The sequence below is a fragment of the Limnohabitans sp. 2KL-51 genome (genome assembly GCF_003063645.1).
Taxonomy (GTDB): domain Bacteria; phylum Pseudomonadota; class Gammaproteobacteria; order Burkholderiales; family Burkholderiaceae_C; genus Limnohabitans_A.
Map to the genome: position 1 here is coordinate 110,110 of NZ_NESJ01000005.1, position 20,152 is coordinate 130,261.

A 20,152-nucleotide genomic window follows, 5' to 3' on the forward strand; every position below is an offset into this window, starting at 1 on the left:
GTGCAATTTCTCAATCAAATTCCGGTGGGTGAGCCCATCCATGTGAACCGTGGCCAAAGCTTGTTGGCCGCAGGCGGTGTCGGCCCCGTGTGGCGCGTGACCCAAGGTGTTTTCAAGCTGGAGCGCCATGGCCAAGACGGCCAAATTCTGGTGCAACTGGCCCAAGCCGGAGACCTGATCGGCGTGGAGTCTTTGTGCGCCGAACCCTATGCCTTCACGGCCGTGGCCTTGGTGGCCGCGCAAGCAAAGCCGCTTGCAGCTGGCCAAGACCTGGACCGCTACACCACCATGACGCAGGGCTTCTTGCAGCAGCAACGACAGACCTGCGACATGCACCGTTTGCGCACCGGCCCCATCGTGCAACGCCTGGCCTATTTGTTGACGGTATTGGGCAAGCAGGCCGATGGCCGTGTGTTGACCGTGCAACGCAAAGAACTGCCCACACTCAAGGAAATGGCCCGCGTGGTCGACTCCACTTTTGAGACCGTGTGCCGCGAACTCAACACCTTGCTGCCCGAACGCAAGCAGCCTCGCCTGCGTGTGCCCAGCGTGTGGGCGGTGGGCCAGCCCTTTGCCATGGCGGCCTGAAAGCAAGACATGCAACAGGTGATTTTCAGGTTCTGGCAAAGCGCTCAAAAAACCGGCTTTGGCCTGGGTTTTGTGGCAGGCGGCTTGTTCATGGGTCTGGTCGCCATGGCGTTGTTGGGCATGGGCTCTGCCCACGCACACGACTTTAAGCAGGGCGATGTGGTGATGGACCACCCTTACGCCACGCCCAGCTTGGCAGGCACGACCACGGGCGCGGTGTATTTCAAGTCCATCCGCAACAAAGGCAAAACGCCTGACCGCCTGCTGTCGGCCCGCACCGCTGTGGCTGCGCGGGTCGAAATCCACCAGATGCAGATGGACGGCAACGTGATGCGCATGCGCCAAGTGCCCGCCTTGGAGTTACCCGCACAAACCGAAGTGTCTTTGCGGCACGGCGGCGCGGGCACGCACCACCTGATGCTGCTGGACATGGCCAAACCCCTCAAAGACGGTGACCGCTTCGATCTGGAGCTGGTCTTTGAAAAAGCAGGCACCCGGCGTGTGAACGTTTGGGTGCAAACACCGCGAGCAGGTGCACCTGCGCACAAGCATTGATTTTTAATTATTTAACAGGAGAGTCCACATGAAAAAAATCCAATACATCCTCACCGCAATGGCAGCCGTCAGCGTGGCCGCATTGACCGCCTGCGGCGGTGGCAGTGACAACACGCCCAAGTCGATCAGCATCGATTTCGCGGCCATGACGGGCAGTACGCCCATCACCTGCACATCCAGCCTGAGTGATCTGGGCACCACCAATGCCGGCGGCACGCTGTCAGATCTGCGCTTTTATGTGTCCAACGTGAAGCTGGTGAAAGCCGATGGCAGCACAGCCCCCCTCACCCTGGATGCCACTGACAACTTCAACGCCACCAAAGGCAGCGATGCCGTCACCCTGATTGACCTGGAAGACAAAACCGGCACTTGCGTGGGCACCACCGCCACCAACAGCACCATCAAGGGCACCGTGCCAGCAGGCGACTATGTGGGCGTCAAAATGACCTTGGGCGTGCCCTTGGCCATGAACCACACCGACCACACGGCCGATTTGAGCGTGACCCCGGCCGTGGTCAACAACGCCGTTCACCCCGGCATGGCCTGGAGCTGGGCAGGCGGTCGCAAGTTCACCAAAATTGAAGTGACCAACAGCACCTGGACGGCCCCCACGTTCAACGTGCACCTGGGTTCAACAGGCTGTACAGGTGCCAACCCGGCAGCAGGTCAGGTGGACACCTGCTCGCGCCCCAATCGTGTGGACTTTGGCTTTGCCAGCTTCAACCCCAGCACCCAAAAAGTGGCGGTGGATGTGAAGGCGCTGCTGTCGGGCAACAACGTCACCCTCAACGGCGGTGGACCCACAGGGTGCATGTCTGGCAATACCGATCCGGAGTGCGGTGAAATTTTCAAGGCCCTAAGTCTGGACCTGACCGCAGGTACCACGCTCAACGGCGGCTTGAACCAGCGCTTGTTCAAAGTGATCAGCAAATGAGCCACGGGCAACGCTTGAAGCAGGCGTTGCTCGGCCTGGCGGGGACAGTGGTGGTCACGGCCACCCTGTCCTTGTGGGGTTGTGGCGGCAACAGCGTCAGTGTGAGCGACAGCACCCAGGCTGGGGCCTGGGTGTGGGCCTTGCCTGCCAACTTTCCGACCCCGCGTGTCCCGGCCGACAACCCCATGAGCGAAGCCAAGGTCGAGCTGGGGCGGTTTTTGTTTTATGACCGTCGGCTGTCGGGCAATGGCACACAAGCCTGCGCCAGTTGCCACCACCAAGACAAAGCCTTCACCGATGGGCGGGCACTGGCCAAGGGCTCTACGGGCGAGATGCATCCGCGCAATTCGCAAGGGCTGGCCAATGTGGTCTACAACACCACCCTGACTTGGGCAAATCCTTCGCTGCTGAGTCTGGAGGCACAGATGCAAGTGCCCCTGTTTTCTGAAGCCCCGGTTGAATTGGGCCTCAACGACAGCAATGTCAACGAGGTGCTGAACCGTGTGAAAACCGATGCACGCTACGCCGCCCTGTTCAAGGCCGCGTTTCCCGGTGCAGATCAGCCCGTGACCTGGGGCAACGTCACGCGGGCCATTGCCACGTTTCAACGCACTTTGATTTCTGGCAACAGCCGTTACGACCAGTTTTTGCAAAACAAAGCCCAGTTGACGGCCAGTGAAAAACGCGGCTTGGCCTTGTTCAACAGCGAAAAAGCCGAATGCTTTCACTGCCATTCGGGCTTCAATTTCAACGACCAGGTGGTGCACGCCTCCACCCAAGTGACCGACACCCCGTTTCACAACACCGGGCTTTACAACATCGGCGGCACGGGCAATTTCCCGGCGGGCAATCAAGGCTTGTTTGAAATCACCGAGCGTCTGGCCGACCGGGGCAAGTTCCGTGCGCAAAGCCTGCGCAATGTGGAGGTGACGGCTCCTTATATGCACGACGGCAGCATGGCCACGCTTGAAGAGGTGCTGGATTTTTATGCCGCAGGCGGCCGCAACATCACCAGCGGCCCGCACGCTGGAGACGGGCGCTTGAACCCCAACAAGAGCGATTTGATTTCGCGCATCGACCTCACCGCCCAGGACAAAGCCGATCTGGTGGCCTTCCTCAAAACCTTGACCGACCATGACTTCCTCACCAACCCCAAACTGGCCAACCCCTTTGCTGCGCCTTGATGGACCCCTGCGCAGCCGTCTGGCCTTGGCCGGGCTGGTGTGCAGCTTGAGCCTGGGGGCATGGGCGCACGAAGAAAGCACGTCTGTGCCCGATGAACCCGGCTGGCGCTTGGGTGCGTCGGCGGCCTTGGCCGATGTGCGTGCCAGCCGCGCTTTGCCCTCGCAAAAAATGTCGGGGTATTTGTTGCGCGGTGACTCCGGGGTGGACCGCCGTGATTCGGCGCTGGAGCACGCCGTGCTCGAAGCGGCTTGGCGCATCAGTCCGCAGTGGTCCAGTTACGTGGCGGTGGGCCAACACGACAGCGACCCGGCGCACACCGAGGCGGCATGGGTGCGCTACCAGTGGGCTCCCTCAGAGACGGGAGCTTGGTCACTGCAAGCGGGCAGAAGCCGCCCCCAGTTGGGGCCGGTCATGACACAGGCCGGGCACATGGACCGCTTTTCGCTCATGCCGCTGGCCAAACGCCTGGCAGCCGACGGCGATTGGATCGACGACGGTGTACAAGTCAGCGGGCAGCGCGAATGGGGGGAATGGACGGCCAACATGGATGCAGGCGTGTGGCAAGGCCGCACCTTCCCCGGCAGCGCTGGCGCAGCTTCGGCACCGTCTGTGCATCTGGGGCTGGCCCGGGGTGATTGGCGCGCCGATGCCTTTGTGGCCTGGTTTCGCCCTGAAGGGCGCGGCAGCTTGGTGCAAAGCAGCACGGGCGCGCACACGCACAACGCCCCCGATTGCAGCAGCCTGCAAAGTGGTGTGTTGTGCTTTGCCGGGCGCAGTCAACTGAGTGGTGCCAGCCTGCAATGGGCCAGCCACGATTGGCCCGTCACGGCCCAAGCAGCCTATGTTCAGCGCCAAGACGAAGGTATGCTGCGCTCGGTCAATGGCTTGGCCGATCACACTGGCAAGAACCAGGGCGGCTGGTTGCAAGCCCTTTGGCAAATCACCCCCGACTGGACTGTGGGCGCACGCAGTGAACGTGTGCGCGCACAACTGGCCTTGACCGGGGCAGGGGCCAGCTTGCTGGTGCAAGAGGCTGGATTGACCGGCAGCGCCCCGGTGCGGCGCGACACGGCCCTGCTGAGCTGGCAGGTGCACCCTCTTGTGAGCTTGTCGGCCGAGACGGGGCGTGAGCAACAAGGTTCGCAAGCGACAAGTTTTATGCTCATCCGTGCGGTGTTTCGGTGGTCGACAAAGCCATGAACTTGCCGCATGACAATCGTGGGTAATTTGATTTGGATTATTTCAAGTGGGCCGTTTTGCGATAATCTACACCATGTTTTTCCAACGCCCCTTCCTGCGCCAACTGAGCCGCCTCGTGCTGGTTTGGTACGTGTTGTTTGTGGGTGTTTCGGTTTTGGCTGCCACGCTGCAGCCCAAGACCATGGACGTGGTGTGTTCCACCATGGGCATCATGAAGGTGGTGGTGCAAGGCGAGGGTGACGCCGCCCCCTTGAGCAGCAGCATGGACTGCCCGCTGTGCGCCCACGCCACCCCCGCATTGCCACCGCCCACGGTGGCTGCTTTGGCGCATGTGCACGATGCACGCGCCCACATCGTGCAAGCCTTGCCCGAGGCGCTGCTGTTGGCACGCACCGCGCCGCCACTGCCTTCTCGCGGGCCACCTGTTTTTAATTGATCCACACCCCCGCATGCTGAACACCCTTGGGTGCTTGGTGTCTGTTGTTGCCCTTGGCCTGAATGGTTAATGGCGACCGATCGATTGAAAACTTGTCATGAAAAATTCCCTCTCCTTTTCACCTCTGTCTTTGGCCGTGTTCGGCTTGTTGTCCAGTTTGAGTGCTGCTGCGGTGGCCCAAACTGCGCCTGCGCTGGACACCATCGTGGTGTCGGGCTCGCGCTCTGAAACCAAATTGTCCGAAACCCCCGTGTCCATTGGGGCCGTCAGCCGCGCCCAGTGGGACGCCGACAAGCCCAAGTCGGTGGGCGAGATCATCAACCGCATTCCCGGCGTGCACTGGAACGATCTGGGCAACGAGCAGCACAGCATGGCCATTCGCCAGCCCATCAGCACCAACGCGGTCTACCAGTACCTGGAAGATGGCATCCCGATCCGTCCGCTGGGCGTGTTCAACCATAACGCCTTGAACGAAAACAACATGAACGGCTCGGGCGGGGTTGAGGTGGTCAAAGGTGCGGCCTCGTCGCTGTATGGCAGCAACGCTGTGGGCGGCGCGATCAACTTTTTGACGCAACGACCTTCACGCACGCCCACGGGCTATGTGGGCATTCGCCACGACAGCACCGATGGTTTTACCCGTGTGGATTCGGGTGCGAGCAAAACCTGGGGTGATTTGGGTCTGCGCTTTTCACACTACAGCTCACAACGCGACACCAACAACTGGCAGCAGTACAGCGGCGGCAAAAAAGACTCTTTCACACTGCGTGGCGACTACAACCTGAGCGACAAGTCCTGGTTGCGTGCCTCGCTGGTGCACACGAATCTGGACTCGGACACGCCCGGCAGCTTGTTTGAAAACGACTTCCGCAGCAACCCCGGCAAAAGCATCAACACCTTCACTTGGCGCAAAGACAAAACCACCCGCGCCAACTTGGCTTGGGAAGGCGAAACCACCCAAGGCGGCTTGACCACGGTGACGCTGTTTGCCCGTAACAACGACCACGGTCAATTGCCCAACTACACCATCTCGGGTTGCGCGGGCGCCACTTGCAAGGGCACCTTGAACAACAACCACGTCGAATCGCTGGGCTTGGACGTGAAGCACGAACAAAAGCTCGAATGGCTGCGTGCCCGTCTGGTCACAGGTGTCTACATTGACCGCAGCCAAAACGACTATGTGTCGGACAACTTGGCCGTGGTGCGCGATGTGCCCACCGGTCGTTATGTCAGCTACACCTTGAACAGCGTGGCCAACCCCAGCGGTGTGCGCAACTACGGCGCGGGCATTGCCAACGATGCGCTGTTTGCACAACTGGAGTTCAGCCCCAGCGAGCAAATCCGTGTGGTGGCCGGTGGCCGTTATGACAGCATTCGCTACGACTTCAAGAACAACCTGACGCCAGGGGCCAACTACGGTGCCGCCAACGAGGTGCGAAGCTTTGCCAAGTTCAGTCCCAAGCTGGGCGCGACTTACGCCATCAGCCCCACGAGCAGTCTGTACAGCAACCTGAGCATGGGCTTCACACCGCCTGAGGTCAGTCAGCTGTACGGCAAAACCGCCATTCCAGAGTTGAACTCGGCCACCTACGACAACGTGGAAGTGGGCTGGCGTGCATTGTTGGCCTCGGGCATTCGCCTCGATTCGGCGCTCTACCAACTCAGCGGCAAGGACACCATCGTGTCTTACACCTCGGAGATTGGCAACAGCTTCAACAAGAACGCGGGCAACACCCGCAGCCGAGGCCTGGAGCTGAGCCTGAACCAAGAGTTGCGTGAATGGGATTGGCGCGTGGGCGCGACCTGGGCCGAGCACACGTTTGTGAGCTACCGAGTGAGTGACAAAGTGGGCGCCATCGAAGACTACTCGGGCAAAGACATGCCACAGGCACCCAACCACACCATCACCGCTCAAGTTGGCTGGAAGTTCACACCCGCATCGCGCGTGGCGTTGGGCCTGGTCAAGCAAGGCAGCTACTGGATGAACAACGCCAACACGGTGCGATACGCGGGGCACACCCTGCTCAACCTGACGGCCAGCCACAAGCTCACCGATGGCTGGGAAGTCTGGGGCCAGGTGCGCAACCTGACGGACAAGCTGTACTCGGACAATGCGTCCAGCAGCTACAAAAGTGGCGCTTACTCACCCAACACGCAAAACACCTACGCCGCTGGTGCGCCGCGCAGCGTGATGGTGGGCCTTACCAAATCTTTGGGTCAACGCTGATGTGAAGTTCGGCTGGCGATGATTTGTTTAAAAGTAACCATGACTTCGCCAGCCTTTCATTCAATCTCCTCTTTTTGGAACAGAAGCCCATGAACCTCTTTAACCGTTGGTGTGCCGTGTGGGGCCTTGTGATGGCCGTGCTGTGTGTGGTGCCGCAGGCTGGGGCGCAAGACGCTCTCAAAGAAGCCAGCAAACCTGCTGCGACTTCACAGCACCGCCACCAGCGCCCGCAACTGGCCACAGGCGCAGCCATTGCGCCCGATGGCCGTTTGTGGGTGGTGGGTTTGAATGCGCAGGCGCAACTCTTTGTGCAAAGCACGCCTTTGGGCGGCGCTTTGCAGTGGAGCGAAGCACGCATCCTGAACACGGGGGCCGACCCGATTGCGGCCGATGGCGAGAGCCGCCCAAAAATAGTATTTGGACCCCAAGGCTGGGCGGTGATCAGCTACACCATGCCGTTGGCCAAGCCTTACACAGGCTTCATCCGCATGTTGCGCAGCAGCGATGGTGGGCAAACCTTCAGCGCCCCATTCACCGTGCACCAGGATCGTCAGGAAATCACCCACCGTTTTGATTCGGTAGCCTTTGACGCGCAAGGAGTGCTGCACACCCTTTGGGTGGACAAGCGCGACCAACCCCCCAAAGGTTCGGCACAAAAATACGCAGGGGCCGCTATTTACCGCAACGAGTCCAAAGATGGTGGTCAGACCTTTGGCCCCGATACCAAGCTGGCCGACCACTCGTGCGAGTGCTGCCGCATTGGCCTGGCCCGCAACCCGCAAGGCCAGTTGCAAGCCACTTGGCGGCATGTGTTCGACAGCACCACGCGAGACCATGCTTTTGCCAGCGTGAGCGCCCCCGCCAACCGCATCACCCGCACCACGCAGGATGGTTGGCAGATCAACGCCTGCCCACACCACGGCCCTGGTTTGGCGCTCAATGCCAGCACTTCGGGTTACCACACGGTCTGGTTTGGCATCCGCAAAGTGAATGGCCAAGACCAGGCTGCTGTGCGTTATGCCCGCCTGAATGCACAAGGTGAGCCCTTGCCCGAAACCCTTCGCGTGTTGCCCGATGCGCGGGCCGAGCATGCTGATGTGTTGGCCGATGGCCAAAACGTGGCCGTGGTCTGGCGCAGCAGCGAAGGCGCTGTGACCTCACTCAAAGCCTGGCTATCCACCGATGGCGGGCAAAATTTCACGCTCAAAACTTTGGGCCAAGCCACGGGCTACAACGACCACCCACGCTTGGCCCAAAGTGGCGCACGCATGGTGGTGGTGTGGCGCAACACACAGGAGACACAAGTCCATGAACTCCGTTTTTAAATTCACGGCGCTGGCCATCTGTAGCGCTGCACTTGGCTTGAGTGCCGCAGCGGATGGGGCACAAACACACCCGCACTCACACCCTCAGGGCCAATCCAAGGCATCGACCCCGCGCACGGTATTGCCATTCGACGAAAAAACCTGGGCGCATGCTTTGCAGCACGGCCCTCGCCCTGCTGCTTATTTGTTCACCACCTCGTATTGCAGCACTTGTCCGGCTGCTTTTGAGGTGCTGCACAAAGCCGTGCAACAACGCAAAGACAAACCCGAACTCAATGCCGTCATGATGGACGTGGCGGGCCCACAGGCCTTGCGCCATGCTCCGCACTTCAAAGGCATGACACAGATGTACGCCTTTGATGGGTTCGAGCCCGCCATCCGGCAGGCGGTCGATCCGGCCTGGCCCAACGTCACGCCTTACTTGGTTCTGGTGGATGCCAAAGGCCAGACCCAAAGGGTGATTGGGCCACCGACGCCCGTGATGCTCAAGCGCTGGTTGGCACCAGCTTGAAGTGCTCTGGCATGATCGAAAGATGAGCTCTCCGATCCAAACCTCAGCCGCGTACCAAAGCTTTGTTGCCAAGCCCTTTACCCCCAACATCGGGGCCACGCTCCATGGCTTGGATTTGTCGCAGTCGCTGAGTGATCTGGCGCAAACCGAGCTGAAAGCGGCATTGGCTCGGTACGAGGTGATCTTCTTTCGGGATCAAAAGCTCACGACTGCTCAGCAGGTGGCCTTCACCCGAAGCTTTGGCCATGTCCAGGAGGTCAAAGCCTTCTTCCCCCGCGTGGCAAGCCAGCCTGAGATTGAAATTGTGGAAAGCACCGCCGAGCGCCCGGCTGCCAACAACAACTGGCATTCAGACATCACCTGGCAGGCCAACCCACCGATAGGCACAAGCCTGTATGCGCAAGTGATTCCGGCCAGTGGTGGCGACACCGTCTGGGCCAGCATGACCACCGCCTATGATGCCTTGCCTGCCGACTTCAAAGCCTATCTGGAAACCCTGAGCGCCATGCACACCTGGGAGGTGACCGGCTGGACCGAATACTTGCTGCGCCAAGATGCCACGGGCGAGCAGCTGCAGGCTGCTCGCGCCAAATACCCGCCCGTGACGCACCCGGTGGTCCGTGTGCACCCCGTCACAGGCAAAAAGATTTTGTACGTCAACCCCACTTTCACCACCCACATCCATGGCCTGCCGCGCGCGCAAAGTGATGCACTTTTGGCCCAGCTGTTTGCGTTGATCACCGCGCCCGAAGTGCAGGCGCGATGGCGCTGGCAGCCTGATACGCTGGCCGTGTGGGACAACCGTTCGACCCAGCACTACGCCGTGGCCGATTTTTATCCGCAGCATCGAAAATTGCACCGCATCACCTTTACGGCCGATCAGGCTTTTTGAATCTGAAGACCTCATGGGCGAGAACGGCTCGCTCAAGCGGTTGGCCAAGCTCAAACTGTTCACCATTGAGCAGGCCTTCGGTGGTTGTGAAAAAGCCGACAAAGCCCACTTTGCCGATGGCGGCAGCTTTGACCAGATTTACACCAAGAAGTGATGAGCGTTAAGGCTTGCGCAGGGAGTCTGCTGTTGCCGCAATCTCGCCATTTTTTTGTCACTGCACAGACTTGTCCATGGAGGAAGCTTGATCTCGGCATTTGCCGATCAACTCTCAAGCAAGGGGTACCGCATGACGAACGACATTCAAAACGAAACCGAACACGAACACGACGAACTCTTGGACGATGAATTTGTCAGTATTTCTCAGTGCCACGCTTTGGCGGCTCAGCATTTTCTGGAAGCTGCCAAGCAGCACGGCTTGGCTGCCGAAGCCTACGACGCCGGCAACTTGTACGAAACCCACCGCCGTGGTTACTTGGCTTACCGCAACCAATTGTTGGCCACACAGTACGCTGAAATGGCCGCGATCGACGAGGACGATGAAGAGTTTGAAGACGAGAGCTCAGAAGCCGATGGTCAGTGATGGAACTTAAGCCGAGGGCCGATGCGTCGGCTTTTCGGATGAAGAACTCAGCCAGAGCCAGTATGTGCACCCGCACCAGCTGGCTTTTTTCTTGGCTTTCGTGCTAAGGAAAGGAAGATGGACTAAATACCGGGATTCACTTTGTCCGGGACTTGTGTGAACGCAGCTGGCAGTCCCACCCATGGGGCATAAAAACCGTCATGGTCTGTGGGCGCTTTGGGGGCCAGTTGTCCATGCAGCACCTCCCATCCCGCTTGCGCGCTGTCGATCAGGGGCAGGGCGCAGTGGGCTTGCAGCAAGCGGGCATATCCGGCCAAGCCTGCGCCGCCCAAAATGATGCTGGCCGCACCGCTTTGGGCAGCGTTTTGGCAGGCTTGGCTGAGGCAGCGAATGGCCATGTCGGGGTCGGCCTGCAGCGCCGCGCCTGTGGGGGCCACGGTCTCGATGTGGCGCAACTTCGCGCCATAACCCAGGCTGATGGCGAGGCGCTGCAGCATGGTTTTCCAGCGTTCACCGCCCGTCACAATGGCAAATGGCCCGTGGGTACTGGCCTGAATGAACGAGGCTTCGGCCAGTCCAGTGACCGGGCAGCCGCTGACTTCGCGCAGTGCGAACAAACCCGGGTCACCAAAACAGCCGATCAGCACACCGGCAAGTGCATTCCCTGGCTTGCCCCGGTGTTCGGTCCACACGTCCAGACAGGCGTGTGCGGCCACCGCGTGACTGGCTTCGCAAGCAATGTAGGGCGCCCCGAATCGAGCGGTCTGCACATCCAGCAGCACACCCGGCGGCAGTTGGGGCTGCAACACGTCGCTTAACCGTTGCGTGGTCAAGGCGTTGGTGTTGGGGTTGATCAGCAAATAACGGCGCAATGCGGTGGTGTCCATGCTGGGTGCTCCTTTTCAGTGTGTGTGAGACGTCGACCTCAAACCAGAGCACTGATGCCCAAACCAGGATGTCTGGCCTTGCCGGGGTGTGCGCTCGGTTGCGGCCAAACCATGGGTCTGGTCTGCAGTCAGCGTTCGAGAGGTATTTGCGCTGGTGAAAGGTTGGTCAGGGGGCTGCAATTTGGATGTGGATGTTGGGTTTATTGCATACAAAGAGAACACCAAATTGGGGCGAGACTCCATAGGTGCAAACCAGAATGGTGCCAGAAAACACCATTTTTGTGCCTTGTTGATGCTTATAAATTGATCGCTTTAAGCTGTGACTTCATTCGACAGACGGATGATTTGAGACCCACATCGGGCATGAAGATTGCATACAAAAAATGCTTGCCAGACTTTTAAAGCTTATGTTAGTTTACGGGACCGATCTGATGTTTCCCTGGGTCTGGTGCACATTTTTTCAACGCACTTTTACTGGAGTCTTGATGATGAAGCGGTCTATCCTTTCCCCTCGTTTGCCCACATCCTGGGCGTTCACCATGGCTGTCGGGATGGGGCTCAGCGCCATCTCCATGGCCGTTCAGGCGCAAGAAAAAGTCTTGCGCATTGCCATGACGGCGGCCGACATTCCCCGCACCTTGGGGCAGCCCGACCAAGGCTTTGAAGGCAATCGCTTCACCGGCATCCCGATGTACGACGCCTTGACCCATTGGGATTTGTCCAAATCGGATGGCCCCAGTGTGTTGATTCCTGGCTTGGCCACTTCTTGGGCTGTTGGTGCCAGTGATAAAACAAAATGGACCTTCAAGTTGCGCTCCGGTGTCAAGTTCCACGATGGCTCGGCCTTGAATGCCGATGCGATCGTCTGGAACGTGCGCAAGGTATTGGACAAAGACGCGGTTCATTTCGATGCCAGCCAGGTGGGTGTCACGGCTTCGCGCATGCCCACATTGCGCAGCGCCCGAAAAATTGATGACCTGACGGTCGAGCTGACCACCAGCGAGCCCGATGCGTTTTTGCCGATCAACTTGACCAACTTGTTCATTGCCTCGCCGGCCCATTGGCAAAAGAAATTCGATGCCGCTGCAGGCGCCACACCCGCAGACAAATCCAAGGCGGCTTGGACCGCATTTGCGGCAGATGCCTCCGGTTCTGGCCCCTTCAAGATGGCCCGATTCGTTCCGCGTGAACGCCTGGAGATAGTGGCCAACAAAACCTATTGGGACGCCAAGCGCCTACCCAAGGTCGACCGTGTGGTGCTTGTGCCTATGCCCGAGGCCAATGCCCGCACGGCAGCCTTGCTCGGGGGCCAGGTCGACTGGATCGAAGCGCCCGCCCCTGATGCCATGCCGCAAATTCGCCAGCGGGGCTTCAAGATTGAAAGCAACGCCCAGCCGCATGTGTGGCCTTGGCAGTTGTCATTTGCCGAAGGTTCGCCCTGGTTGGACAAGCGGGTCCGTCACGCGGCCAACTTGTGCGTGGACCGTGAGGGCTTGAAAACCCTTTTGGGCGGCATGATGGCTGCGCCCAAAGGCACGGTACCTCCTGGCCACCCCTGGTGGGGCAACCCCACATTTGACATCAAGTACGACGTGAACGCGGCCAAGGCCTTGATGGCCCAAGCGGGCCACACTGCAGCCAAGCCCCTCAAAGTCAAGGTGCAGATTTCGGCGTCAGGCTCTGGCCAGATGCAGCCCTTGCCTATGAACGAGTTTGTGCAGCAGTCGCTCAAGCAGTGCTTCTTTGACGTCCAGTTTGACGTGATCGAGTGGAACACCTTGTTCACCAACTGGCGTAAGGGTGCAAAGGATCCATCGGCAAACGGCGCCAATGCCATCAATGTGAGCTATGCAGCGATGGACCCCTTCTTTGCCATGGTTCGTTTCACCAGCACAGGCGCCTTCCCACCGGTGTCCAACAACTGGGGTTACTTTGGTAATCCGGAATTCGACAAATTGATCACCGATGCACGGACTCAGTTCGAGGACAAGAGGCGTGATGAGGCGCTGGCCAAGTTGCACGCCCGCATTGTCGAAGAAGCCCCTTTTGTCTGGATTGCCCATGACGTGGGACCCCGTGCCATGAGCACCAAGGTCAAGGGCTTCGTGCAGCCCCGCAGTTGGTTTGTCGATTTGGCGCCAGTGTCGATGGACTGATGGTCAAGGTGTGGGCCCATCGGGCCCACGCCGCTGGGTGTGCAGTCAGGTGGAGAACGGCCTGATTGCACACTTCTTCATTGCAGTTTTGGAGTGCTGGCATGTTCGGCTTTTTGTTGCGGCGACTGATTTATTCCCTGCCCATCATGCTGGGGGTGGCGCTGGTTTGTTTTGGCTTGGTGCACCTGGCACCCGGTGATCCTCTGATGTCGATTTTGCCGCCTGACGCCTCTGCTGACTTGCAGGCGCAGTTGATCGAGTTGTACGGGTTCAATCGTTCTTACCCTGAACAGTTTGTGAGTTGGGTCTGGCGTGCTTTGCAGGGCGATCTGGGCACATCCATTGCCAGCAACCGCCCGGTGGCTTCGGAGGTCATGACTGCCGTGAGCAACACCTTGCGGCTGGCGATGCTGGCGACCTTTATCGGGTTTGTGCTGGGCTGTTTGTTTGGTTTTGTGGCCGGTTATTTCCAGAACTCTTGGCTGGATAAATTCGCCTCTTTGCTGTCTGTGTTGGGGGTCAGCGTTCCGCACTATTGGTTGGGCATGGTGCTGGTGATTGTTTTTTCTTCGATCCTGATGTGGCTGCCGCCCGGCGGCGCAGGACCGGGTGGCTCCAGCCAGTGGGTTTGGGATTGGGAGCACTTCAAGCACATGCTGTTGCCCGCCATCACCATGAGCGTGATCCCGATGGGCATCATTTCTCGCACGGTGCGCGCCTTGGTGGCCGACATCCTGGCGCAAGAGTTCATCGTGGGTTTGCGCTCCAAGGGCTTGACCAATTTGGGTATTTTTTGGCATGTGGTCAAAAATGCAGCGCCCACGGCGCTGGCGGTGATGGGCTTGCAGTTGGGTTACTTGCTCGGCGGCTCGATCCTGATCGAGACGGTGTTTTCTTGGCCTGGCACGGGCTTCTTGCTCAACTCGGCCATCTTCCAGCGCGACCTGCCTTTGCTGCAAGGCACGATCTTGGTGCTGGCGATGTTTTTTGTGGTGCTCAACCTCATCGTGGATGTGATCCAGACCTTGCTGGACCCTCGCATTGCACGCTCTTGATCTCGACCCCAAGGAATTGACATGACTTCATTGAATGCGGCCGCCAGTCCCGTGCTCCCGCTGGTGTACGAGCGCTCCGCTGGTTATTGGGAAACCGTGGGCCGTCGGTTTTTACGTGACAAAGTGGCCGTGGGTGCCGCCCTGGTGGTGCTGTTGTTGATGGTTCTGGCGGTGTTCGGTCCTTGGCTTGCGCCCATGGACCCTTACCAGTCCGCCATGCTCAAACGCCTCAAACCTATTGGCTTTGAAGGCCACCCTTTGGGCACAGACGAGTTGGGCCGCGACATGCTCACCCGATTGATGGTGGGGGCCAAGTTGTCCTTGTTCATGGGCATCACGCCCGTGGTGTGTGCTTTTTTCATCGGCTCCTTGATCGGTATCACCGCCGGTTACACCGGGGGCTGGGTCAACAGCGTGATGATGCGCACCATCGACGTTTTTTACGCCTTTCCTTCGGTCTTGCTGGCCATCGCCTTGTCGGGCGCTTTGGGGGCAGGCATCACCAATTCCCTCATCTCCTTGACGATTGTGTTCATACCCCCGCTGGCCCGTGTGGCCGAAAGCGTGACCACGCAGATTCGGGAGCGTGATTTTGTCGAGGCGGCCAGGGCGTCGGGTGCGTCGGCTTTCACCATCGTGCGGGTGCATGTGCTGGGCAATGTGCTGGGGCCGATTTTTGTGTACGCCACGAGTTTGATCGCGGTGTCCATGATCCTGGCCTCGGGCCTGAGCTTTTTGGGTCTCGGGGTCAAACCCCCCGAGCCGGAATGGGGCCTGATGCTCAACACCTTGCGCACCGCCATTTACTCGCAACCTTGGATTGCAGCCTTGCCTGGTGCGATGATTTTCATGACATCGATTGCTTTCAACCTCTTGGCCGACGGCTTGCGCTCGGCCATGGAAATCAAACAGTGAGGCCCGCATGACTTTGGCCAATGATGAGGTGGGCGGATCAACCCAGCCGATGCTCTCGGTGCGCGGCTTGGTCAAGCACTTTCCACTCAAGAAAGACTTGTTGGGTCGCAGCGCAGGGGTGGTTCGCGCTGTGGACGGGGTGAGCTTTGACGTGTTCAAGGGCGAGACCTTGGGGGTGGTGGGCGAGTCCGGTTGCGGCAAGTCGACCACGGCGCGCTTGCTCATGCAACTGATCAGCCACGACCAGGGCGAGTTGGTGTTCGATGGCCAGACGGTGGGCAGCAAGTCGCTGCCCCTGAAGGACTATCGCCGCCAGGCCCAAATGGTGTTTCAAGACAGCTATGCGTCCTTGAATCCGCGCCTGACCATGGAAGACTCGATCGCATTTGCCCCCATGGTGCATGGACTGCCTGAGCGCGAGGCGATTGAGCGTGCGCGTGACTTGCTCGAACGGGTGGGGCTGGCGCCGCAGCGCTTTGCCGAGCGTTACCCCCATGAGTTGTCGGGCGGGCAAAGGCAGCGCGTCAACATCGCCAGGGCTTTGGCCTTGCAGTCGCGTCTGATCATCTTGGACGAGGCGGTTTCTGCCCTGGACAAGTCGGTCGAAGCCCAGGTGTTGAACCTCTTGCTCGACCTGAAAGAGGCGTTTGGCCTGACCTACATTTTCATCAGCCACGACCTGAATGTGGTGCGCTACATGAGCGACAGGGTGATGGTGATGTATCTTGGCCAAGTGGTGGAAGTGGGGGACAGTGAAACCCTGTTCAAGCATGCCGCACACCCCTACACACAAGCCTTGTTGTCGTCTATTCCGACCCTGGACCCGGATCGGCGCACCGAAACCCCGCCTTTGGCCGGTGACCCCCCCAACCCGATCAACCCGCCCAGCGGCTGTCGTTTCCACACCCGTTGTGTGCACGCCCAAGCCATTTGCAGCGAAAAGATGCCGGTGTTGGCCCAAGCCCAACACGGCCAACAAGTGGCTTGCTGGATGCATGTGGCGGGTGCAGCTCACACCGGGGCACCCGATGCGCAGGGCATGTTCAAACCTTTGGAGGTCGTGGCATGAAACCGGACACCTCGACACCCGCATTTGTGGACATCCGCCAGTTGCATGTCACCTTCACCGGCGGCAAAAAACCCGTGCAGGCAGTCTCGGGCGTGGACTTGCGCGTGCAACGCGGTGAAGTGGTCGCCCTGATTGGCGAGTCAGGCTCTGGCAAAAGCGTCACCTTGCGCACTATTTTGCGTCTGCATGCTGAAAAGAAGACCCAAATCACAGGGCAAATTCGGGTGGGTGATCAGGACGTGCTCACGCTGTCGCAGGACCAGCTCAGCCGATTTCGTGGACGCGTGGCGTCCATGATTTTTCAGGAGCCCTTGCTGGCGCTCGACCCTGTTTACAGTTTGGGGCAGCAAATTATCGAGACCATTCGCCGTCATGAAAATGTGAGCGAGACCGCGGCCAGGCAGCGCGCCTTGGCCTTGTTTGAGCGGGTGCGCATTCCCAGCCCAGAGCGTCGTTTGCACGCCTATCCACACGAAATGTCGGGTGGCATGCGCCAGCGCGCCATGATTGCCCTGGCCCTGGCCTGCCAACCCCAACTGCTGCTGGCCGATGAGCCCACCACCGCGCTGGATGCCACAGTGCAAATCCAAATCTTGCTGTTGTTGCGCGAGTTGCAAAAAGAAATGGGCTTGTCGGTGATTTTTGTCACCCACGACATCGGTGCAGCGGTGGAGGTGGCCGATCGCATTGCCGTGATGTATGCCGGCCGCATTGTGGAGGAGGGGCCTGCCCGAACACTGATTCGTGAACCCCGTCACCCCTACACCCGTGCTTTGCTGCAAAGCCGCGCCGACGGCGCTTTGGCCAAAGGCCAGCGCCTGGAAACCATTGCCGGCGCACCGCCCGACTTGACGAATTTGCCACAGGGCTGCGCCTTTGCCAGTCGTTGCAAGATGGCGGTGCCTGAATGCAGTGCGACACGCCCGGAAGTCACCTGGCTGGCCGAAGGCCACAGTGTTCGTTGTCTGCTGGCCCAGTCTCAGCCCAATTCTCAGCAAGTGGCCTGATCATTGGGCCTGATCATTTTTTTAAACGTGAGGTGAACATGAGTCGACACACCGATGCCCTGTGGGACAACGCCCAAGCCTTCATGCCCTACCCATCGAGCCCGGTGGCCCATGCCGCCACGGGTCCTTTGTCGGGACTGAGCTTCGCGGCCAAAGACATCTACCACGTCAAGGGCTATCCCACGAGTGGCGGTCAACCCATGCTGATGGCCCTGTGGGGCGTTCAGGACCGAACGGCCCCGGTGGTGCAAAGCTTGCTCGACGCCGGTGCGCGCTTTGTCGGTAAAACGGTCACCGACGAATTGGCGTTCTCCATGAACGGTCAGAACGCCCATTACGGTGCGCCCATCAATGGCGCGGTGGCCGAACGCATCAGCGGCGGGTCTTCGTCGGGCTCGGCGTCTGCTGTGTCCAACCGCTTGTGCGACTTTGCTTTGGGCTCAGACACAGGCGGCTCGGTACGTGCCCCCGCCAACCATTGCGGTTTGGTGGGCATGCGGCCCAGCCAGGGACGCATCAGTTTGCAAGACACCATGGCCTTGTCGCCCAGCCTGGACACCTGTGGCTGGTTCGCCCGTGATGTGCCCACCTTTGCCCGTGTGGCAGATGTTTTGTTGGGTCAGGATGCGCAGCCCTTGCCCGATCACATCCGCTTGTTGGCCCCGACTGACATGTGGGCGCTGGCCACACCCGGTGCCCTCAAAGCTCTCAAGCCGGTGCGTCAAAAAATAGAGCAGTGTTTGGGCAAGGCCAAAACGGTTCGTGTCATGAACGATGACATGGACACCATGTACTGGCATTTCCGCGCCATTCAGGGGCGCGAGGCCTGGGATGTGCATGGGGGTTTTCTTCAGCGCTTTCGTCCTGTGCTGGGCGCTGCGGTGGCCCAGCGCTTTGACTGGTCGTCCAAAGTCACGGACGATCAAGTGGCCAAGGCGCGGGCTTTTCGCGAAGTCTGGCGCGCCCACATGCAAGACATCTTGGGCACGGACGGCGTGCTCTTGATGCCCACCATGCCCGATGTGGCCCCTTTGATTCGTCAGACCGATGCCGAGCTGGAGGTCTACCGCAACCGGGCCACCAGTTTGCTGTGTGTGGCGGGCATGGCGGGCTTGCCGCAGGTGAGCTTGCCATTGGCCAGTCACCAGGGCGCACCCTTGGGCATCTCTTTGGTGGGCCCAGAGGGCTCAGACCGCAGCCTGGTCAAACTGGCAGAACACATCCACCGCGCGTGGTCCTGAACGCCGCAGGAACACCCCATGTACGCGGCGTCAAAGAGGACTCAGGCGCACGCTCAAAGGCAGTGAATGAATCTCGCAATCTACGCTCAAGCCCCGGCGCTCGATCACCAAAAAAGCACCGTTGTCCATGGCCATCAAGGGGTGGTGCCAGGTGCCTTTGTTCAGCGTGAAGCCTTGCTGGCCCGTGACCTCAAAACACACCAGCGTGCGCAGGTCGGGTTGGTCTTGGCCCAAGGCCACCAGCAAACGGCAGCGCGCCCCGGTCAAGGGCACAAAGGTCTGACTGCCCCATTGGTGGCGCTCCAGCATGTGGCAAGGACCCTCGGGGTTCTGTGCCAGCGCATGAAACACCGCCAACACCGCCTGGCCCTGATCGCCCGCCAAGTCCAGGCCCGCTGGCAAATCCAGCCGTCCGCTGGTGCCTTGGTTGATAGTTTGGTGGGCTGGTGCAAACAAATTCAACACCTCGCCATAGGGCGAAAAAGCGTGTGCGGTCAGGGGCTGACAAGCCAGGGTGCCCAAAGGATGTTCGGTGTTCATGGAATGACTCGGGTGCATGGGGTCCATCATGACAGATGAACATCGCCGGGGCGTGTCCCAGCCGCTCAAAGCCAGCTTCGATCTGCCCGTTCAAACGCCTGTTTCGGTGCTGACTGTGGCTGACGGTTCAAACTTGCCGCAGGAGGCGGGTGCAGTGGTGCATGTCACTGGAGCCGACCGGGTATACGAGGCGATTTATCAGGCAGTTCTGGAGCGCCGACTGTCCCCCGGAGAGCGCTTGCGCGAGCAAGAGCTGGCCGAGCAGTTCAATGTCTCCCGCACTTTGGTGCGCCAAGCCTTGCAGCGTCTGGCGCAAGAGCAGGTGATCGAATTGCTGCACAACCGAGGGGCGCGTGTCCCCATTCCCAGTTTGGAAGATGCGGGCAGTGTTTTTGATGCCCGCAGGGTGGTGGAGTGCGAAGTGGCCAAACAACTTGCCGGGCGACTGAGCGCCGAGCAATTGCAGACCTTGCAAGATTTGGCTGACGCTGAAACCGAGGCCGATCGCATCGGTGAGCATGCCCTGGCCATTCGCCTTTCGGGTGAATTTCACCAAGCCATGGCTGACATGCATGGCAACCCGGTCATGGCCCGTTGGCTCAATGGCTTGTTACCCACCACGTCCTTGCTCATGTCGCGCTTCAAACGCCAAGGGGGGCAAGTGTGTGTGGCCCACCGCCATGTCGATTTGATAAGCGCCTTGCAAAAAAGTCCTGCAGCGGCCGGCGCAGAAATGCGCAAACACCTCAACGAATTGGAGCAGTCTTTGACGGCACCCACAACCCCTCGCAGGCAATTGCGCGATGTCTTTCAAGCCTACCGGGACAGCCCCGAATGAACACCTTTGGA

General features: G+C 59.7%; 20 protein-coding genes and 1 pseudogene. 19 read left to right on the plus strand and 2 right to left on the minus strand.

Annotated features, from left to right (window positions below):
- The 12 genes and pseudogenes from B9Z49_RS06640 to B9Z49_RS06695 all read left to right on the plus strand — a co-directional run bounded on the left by B9Z49_RS06640 (position 1) and on the right by B9Z49_RS06695 (position 10,433).
- Positions 1–588, plus strand: a complete 588-nt coding sequence (locus tag B9Z49_RS06640) for a Crp/Fnr family transcriptional regulator (RefSeq protein ID WP_108352648.1) — start codon at positions 1–3, stop codon at positions 586–588.
- Between the two features lie 9 nt (positions 589–597).
- Positions 598–1,143, plus strand: a complete 546-nt coding sequence (locus B9Z49_RS06645) for a copper chaperone PCu(A)C (RefSeq protein ID WP_233254537.1) — start codon at positions 598–600, stop codon at positions 1,141–1,143.
- Positions 1,144–1,171: 28 nt separating this feature from the next.
- On the plus strand, positions 1,172–2,077 hold the full coding sequence (locus B9Z49_RS06650) for an MbnP family copper-binding protein (RefSeq protein WP_108352649.1): 906 nt from the start codon (positions 1,172–1,174) through the stop codon (positions 2,075–2,077).
- Complete coding sequence (locus B9Z49_RS06655) at positions 2,074–3,261, plus strand: methanobactin export MATE transporter MbnM (RefSeq protein ID WP_108352650.1); 1,188 nt, start codon at positions 2,074–2,076, stop codon at positions 3,259–3,261. The genes B9Z49_RS06650 and B9Z49_RS06655 overlap by 4 nt, the downstream gene beginning before the upstream one ends.
- The gene (locus tag B9Z49_RS06660) at positions 3,212–4,462 is read left to right on the plus strand and encodes a hypothetical protein (protein ID WP_146188483.1); all 1,251 of its coding nucleotides are present in this window, start codon (positions 3,212–3,214) and stop codon (positions 4,460–4,462) included. The genes B9Z49_RS06655 and B9Z49_RS06660 overlap by 50 nt, the downstream gene beginning before the upstream one ends.
- Positions 4,463–4,535: 73 nt before the next feature.
- A complete protein-coding gene (locus B9Z49_RS06665) occupies positions 4,536–4,898 on the plus strand; it encodes a DUF2946 family protein (RefSeq protein ID WP_146188484.1) in 363 nt (120 codons plus the stop codon).
- A gap of 97 nt (positions 4,899–4,995) precedes the next feature.
- Positions 4,996–7,125, plus strand: a complete 2,130-nt coding sequence (locus tag B9Z49_RS06670; protein WP_108352653.1) for a TonB-dependent receptor — start codon at positions 4,996–4,998, stop codon at positions 7,123–7,125.
- A gap of 89 nt (positions 7,126–7,214) precedes the next feature.
- Positions 7,215–8,450, plus strand: coding sequence for a hypothetical protein (locus tag B9Z49_RS06675; protein ID WP_233254538.1), 1,236 nt, complete (start codon positions 7,215–7,217; stop codon positions 8,448–8,450).
- Positions 8,434–8,961, plus strand: a complete 528-nt coding sequence (locus B9Z49_RS06680; RefSeq protein WP_146188485.1) for a hypothetical protein — start codon at positions 8,434–8,436, stop codon at positions 8,959–8,961. Before B9Z49_RS06675 ends, B9Z49_RS06680 begins: the two co-directional genes overlap by 17 nt.
- Before the next feature lie 22 nt (positions 8,962–8,983).
- Positions 8,984–9,853: a TauD/TfdA family dioxygenase gene (locus B9Z49_RS06685; protein ID WP_108352655.1), complete on the plus strand. Its 870-nt coding sequence runs from the start codon at positions 8,984–8,986 to the stop codon at positions 9,851–9,853.
- A 37-nt stretch (positions 9,854–9,890) separates the two neighbouring features.
- Positions 9,891–10,007, plus strand: a pseudogene (locus B9Z49_RS06690) (sulfate transporter subunit); the annotation flags it as partial.
- A 132-nt stretch (positions 10,008–10,139) separates the two neighbouring features.
- Positions 10,140–10,433, plus strand: coding sequence for a hypothetical protein (locus tag B9Z49_RS06695; protein ID WP_146188486.1), 294 nt, complete (start codon positions 10,140–10,142; stop codon positions 10,431–10,433).
- A 122-nt stretch (positions 10,434–10,555) separates the two neighbouring features.
- On the opposite strand, the gene B9Z49_RS06700 is transcribed toward B9Z49_RS06695, so the two are convergent.
- Entirely contained in the window at positions 10,556–11,320 is a 765-nt protein-coding gene (locus B9Z49_RS06700; protein ID WP_108352657.1) for an aspartate/glutamate racemase family protein, read from the minus strand.
- A 539-nt stretch (positions 11,321–11,859) separates the two neighbouring features.
- Here B9Z49_RS06700 and B9Z49_RS06705 point away from each other — a divergent pair.
- The 6 genes from B9Z49_RS06705 to B9Z49_RS06730 all read left to right on the plus strand — a co-directional run bounded on the left by B9Z49_RS06705 (position 11,860) and on the right by B9Z49_RS06730 (position 18,763).
- On the plus strand, positions 11,860–13,476 hold the full coding sequence (locus B9Z49_RS06705) for an ABC transporter substrate-binding protein (RefSeq protein WP_108352658.1): 1,617 nt from the start codon (positions 11,860–11,862) through the stop codon (positions 13,474–13,476).
- 101 nt (positions 13,477–13,577) lie between these two features.
- Entirely contained in the window at positions 13,578–14,531 is a 954-nt protein-coding gene (locus B9Z49_RS06710; protein ID WP_108352659.1) for an ABC transporter permease, read from the plus strand.
- 21 nt (positions 14,532–14,552) lie between these two features.
- Positions 14,553–15,446 carry an ABC transporter permease gene (locus B9Z49_RS06715; protein WP_199225002.1) on the plus strand — a complete coding sequence of 298 codons (894 nt, stop codon included), beginning with the start codon at positions 14,553–14,555 and terminating at the stop codon, positions 15,444–15,446.
- A gap of 7 nt (positions 15,447–15,453) precedes the next feature.
- On the plus strand, positions 15,454–16,515 hold the full coding sequence (locus B9Z49_RS06720) for an ABC transporter ATP-binding protein (RefSeq protein WP_108352661.1): 1,062 nt from the start codon (positions 15,454–15,456) through the stop codon (positions 16,513–16,515).
- Entirely contained in the window at positions 16,512–17,522 is a 1,011-nt protein-coding gene (locus B9Z49_RS06725; protein ID WP_108352662.1) for an ABC transporter ATP-binding protein, read from the plus strand. Before B9Z49_RS06720 ends, B9Z49_RS06725 begins: the two co-directional genes overlap by 4 nt.
- 38 nt (positions 17,523–17,560) lie before the next feature.
- Positions 17,561–18,763, plus strand: coding sequence for an amidase (locus B9Z49_RS06730; RefSeq protein WP_108352663.1), 1,203 nt, complete (start codon positions 17,561–17,563; stop codon positions 18,761–18,763).
- Positions 18,764–18,793: 30 nt separating this feature from the next.
- On the opposite strand, the gene B9Z49_RS06735 is transcribed toward B9Z49_RS06730, so the two are convergent.
- Positions 18,794–19,303, minus strand: coding sequence for an ureidoglycolate lyase (locus B9Z49_RS06735; RefSeq protein ID WP_158273432.1), 510 nt, complete (start codon positions 19,301–19,303; stop codon positions 18,794–18,796).
- Between the two features lie 28 nt (positions 19,304–19,331).
- Between B9Z49_RS06735 and B9Z49_RS06740 the strand changes: the two genes are divergently transcribed.
- Positions 19,332–20,141, plus strand: coding sequence for a GntR family transcriptional regulator (locus B9Z49_RS06740; protein WP_233254539.1), 810 nt, complete (start codon positions 19,332–19,334; stop codon positions 20,139–20,141).
- The last annotated feature ends 11 nt before the right edge of the window (positions 20,142–20,152 follow it).